4 protein-coding genes are annotated in these 3075 nt (G+C 45.5%); 2 read left to right on the plus strand and 2 right to left on the minus strand.

From position 1 onward, the window contains the following. Both B4033_RS08450 and coaE read left to right on the plus strand, forming a co-directional pair. Positions 1-825: prepilin peptidase (locus tag B4033_RS08450; protein WP_286833171.1), on the plus strand; the 825-nt coding region annotated here is incomplete at its 5' end. 1 nt (position 826) lies between these two features. Next, a complete protein-coding gene (gene coaE, locus B4033_RS08455; protein WP_286833174.1) occupies positions 827-1426 on the plus strand; it encodes a dephospho-CoA kinase in 600 nt (199 codons plus the stop codon). A 15-nt stretch (positions 1427-1441) separates the two neighbouring features. Here coaE and B4033_RS08460 read toward each other — a convergent pair whose 3' ends face one another. Both B4033_RS08460 and rlmB read right to left on the minus strand, forming a co-directional pair. Beyond that, positions 1442-2365, minus strand: a complete 924-nt coding sequence (locus B4033_RS08460) for a DMT family transporter (protein ID WP_286833177.1) — start codon at positions 2363-2365, stop codon at positions 1442-1444. Between the two features lie 6 nt (positions 2366-2371). After that, a complete protein-coding gene (rlmB, locus tag B4033_RS08465) occupies positions 2372-3073 on the minus strand; it encodes a 23S rRNA (guanosine(2251)-2'-O)-methyltransferase RlmB (RefSeq protein ID WP_286833178.1) in 702 nt (233 codons plus the stop codon). Positions 3074-3075 lie beyond the last annotated feature (2 nt).

A 3075-nucleotide genomic window follows, 5' to 3' on the forward strand; every position in this document is an offset into this window, starting at 1 on the left:
ACTGCGCTCTATATTGCAGTCGGGCTTTTTAGTCTCTGTATCGGTAGTTTCCTGAATGTCGTAATTTACCGCACCCCTAAAATGATGGAACAGGAATGGCGTAACGACTGCCAGCTGTTTTTACACCCTGATCAACCGATCATTGATGAAAGCAAGCTCACATTAAGTAAACCTGCGTCGACCTGTCCAAAATGTCATACACGGATTCGCTGGTATCAAAATATTCCTGTGATCAGCTGGCTGGCTCTTCGCGGCAAATGCGCTAACTGTCAAAATCCAATTAGTGCCCGTTATCCATTCATTGAAATTCTAACAGCAGTTTGTGCATTGACCGTTTTGGCTGTATTGGGTCCTACCATACAAATGTTGTTCGGTCTGGTGCTGACTTATATTCTCATTGCACTAACCTTTATTGACTTTGATACCCAGCTGCTTCCAGATCGCTATACCCTTCCGCTTGCAGCTTTAGGCTTAGGGGTAAATAGCTATGCAATTTACACCTCACCAACTTCAGCCATCTGGGGTTATATCATCGGCTTCCTGTGTTTATGGGTCGTGTACTACCTGTTCAAAATAGTAACTGGTAAAGAAGGCATGGGTTATGGTGACTTTAAATTGCTGGCTGCTCTAGGTGCCTGGATGGGACCGTTAATGTTGCCACTAATTGTATTATTGTCATCACTCGTCGGTGCAATCATTGGCATTATCCTGCTAAAAGTGCGTAAGGAAAATCAGCCTTTTGCTTTTGGTCCTTATATTGCCATTGCCGGCTGGATCGCTTTCCTGTGGGGCGAGCAGATTATGAAAGTCTATTTAGGTCAATAATTTGAAATTTATACTAGGTCTGACAGGTGGTATTGGCAGCGGCAAATCTGCTGCCAGTCAATGGTTTGAACAGCATGGTATTGTGGTCGTGGATGCTGATGTTGTGGCACGCGAGATTGTCGAAGTCGGTCAGCCAGCACTGCTACAAATTCAGCAAGCTTTTGGTGACTGGGTATTACAGGAAGATGGTACCTTAAACCGTCGTGCTTTACGCGAACATATTTTCCAATCCAATGATGCCCGTAGAATCTTAGAAAGCATTACTCATCCCGCAATTCGCCAATCGATTATTCAGCAATTACAGGATGCACAAAGTCCTTATGTGATTCTGGTGTCTCCCCTGCTGTTTGAAACCAATCAGCATGAACTTACCGACCATACCTTACTGATTGATGCTTCGATTGAGTTGCAGATCCAGCGTGCTGCACAGCGTGATGGTCAAAATATTGAACAGATTCATCGCATTATTGCTGCTCAGATGCCCCGTGAACAAAAACAGCAACTGGCGGATGATATCGTATTAAATGATGGCCATCTGGAGCACTTATATGCGCATCTACAGCCTCTACATGAACAATATTTGCAAAGGGCTCTGAACTAATAAAAAAAGCAGTCATCAAGACTGCTTTTTTTGTTCTTCAAGTTTGATGGCCAAACTGTCCTGATGTTGCAGCCAGCGCCATGGCTGCAAGGCACCGATTGCCATCCCGATCAGACCACAGACCATCGCCAGACTCAGCGTTTCATTCAACAAAGGCACTGCCAGAATAGCCGCAATAAAAGGTGCCAGATTGGTAATACTGCCTGCTTTAAATGCGCCAAGCCGCTTAATCGCTTCTACATAAGTTAGAGTCGCAATAATAACCACAAACACCCCGTGGAAAAGTGTTTGAAATAGTAAATGGTGGGGCTCAGGTACAGTTAAATTTTTAGGTAAGAACAGCAGATAAATCGGCACATACACCACAGCCGACCAAATTGCCACGCCACACATGGCTTGCCAGGCAGACAGTTGATATTTACGTAACAAGACCGTAAATATCCCCCATAAAATCGCACTGATGAAAAACAGGACATCCCCTGCCCCAAAGGCCACACCTGTTTCCTGATACATCAGTACGCTCATCAGACACAGCACCCCGATCATAATGCTCAGACTGATCCAGGTATGTTTATCAAAAGCCTGATTCATCAGAAAATAAGCCATCACTGCGGTACACAACGGTATGCAGCCATTCAAGAAAATGGCGGCATGGGCAGTCGGCGCGTAATGGAATGCGCTATAAGCAAACAGGCAATACACCACTCCACCGATCATAGCCAGGATAAAAGATTCTTTTTTCAATAAAAAAGAAGCCTCTTTACGATAGATTAAAATCGGCATGAGAATCAGAAAAGCCAGAGAGAAGCGTAGTGCGACGATATCCCAGGCACTGATCTGCCAGATTGCATTCAGGCGAGCGGTTAAAGTAAAACCGCCCCAGATACACATGGTCGTTAAGAGGAAAAAATAACCTTGTGCACGTGTGGATAATCTCATCAGGGATTAAGCATTACGCTGACGGCAGGCTTCATATAAAGCCATACCTGTTGCCACACTTACATTTAAACTTTGCAAGTTGCCTGCCATCGGAATATAAACCGTTTGATCACACTGACTTTGCGTAATTGGACGCAGACCGGTATCTTCCGCCCCCATTACCACGCAGACACCAGTACCAGTAAAATCAAATTGCTGAATTGGTAATGCTTTCTCATCCAGCATAGTCCCCACAACACGGACATTAAAGTCGTCTTTGATCTGCCCCAGAGTACGTGCCAGATTAGTGACCTGAATAAATTTAACTTTCTCGGCACCACCGGCTGCGACTTTACGCGCTGTCGGTGTCAAACTTGCAGAACGGTCACGTGGCACGATTACAGCCACAACACCCATGGCTGCTGCCGTACGGATACAGGCACCGAGATTATGCGGATCGGTGACTTGGTCAAGCGCTAATAAAAGTGCTTGCGAATCTTGTTTTAAAAGCTCTTCTAAATCTTTTTCATTTAAAGTTGGATGCGGACGCACTGCTGCTACCACCCCCTGATGGAACGGCAAACCTGCCAGTTTTTCCAGTTTGTCGCGACTAGCCTGTTGCACACTAATCCCAAACGGTTCAGCAAGCTCTAATACACGCTTTAAGCGCTGATCATCACGACCTTTCAGAGTAAACAGCGTCAGGACGCGTTCAGGCTCAAGCTCCAGTA

The sequence above is a fragment of the Acinetobacter sp. UBA3132 genome (genome assembly GCF_002364825.1).
Lineage (GTDB): Bacteria > Pseudomonadota > Gammaproteobacteria > Pseudomonadales > Moraxellaceae > Acinetobacter > Acinetobacter schindleri.

Bases quoted from the DNA above. Each gene is read 5' to 3' on its own strand.
- B4033_RS08460 (WP_286833177.1), bottom strand. From the start codon at position 2,365: ATGAGATTATCCACACGTGCACAAGGTTATTTTTTCCTCTTAACGACC.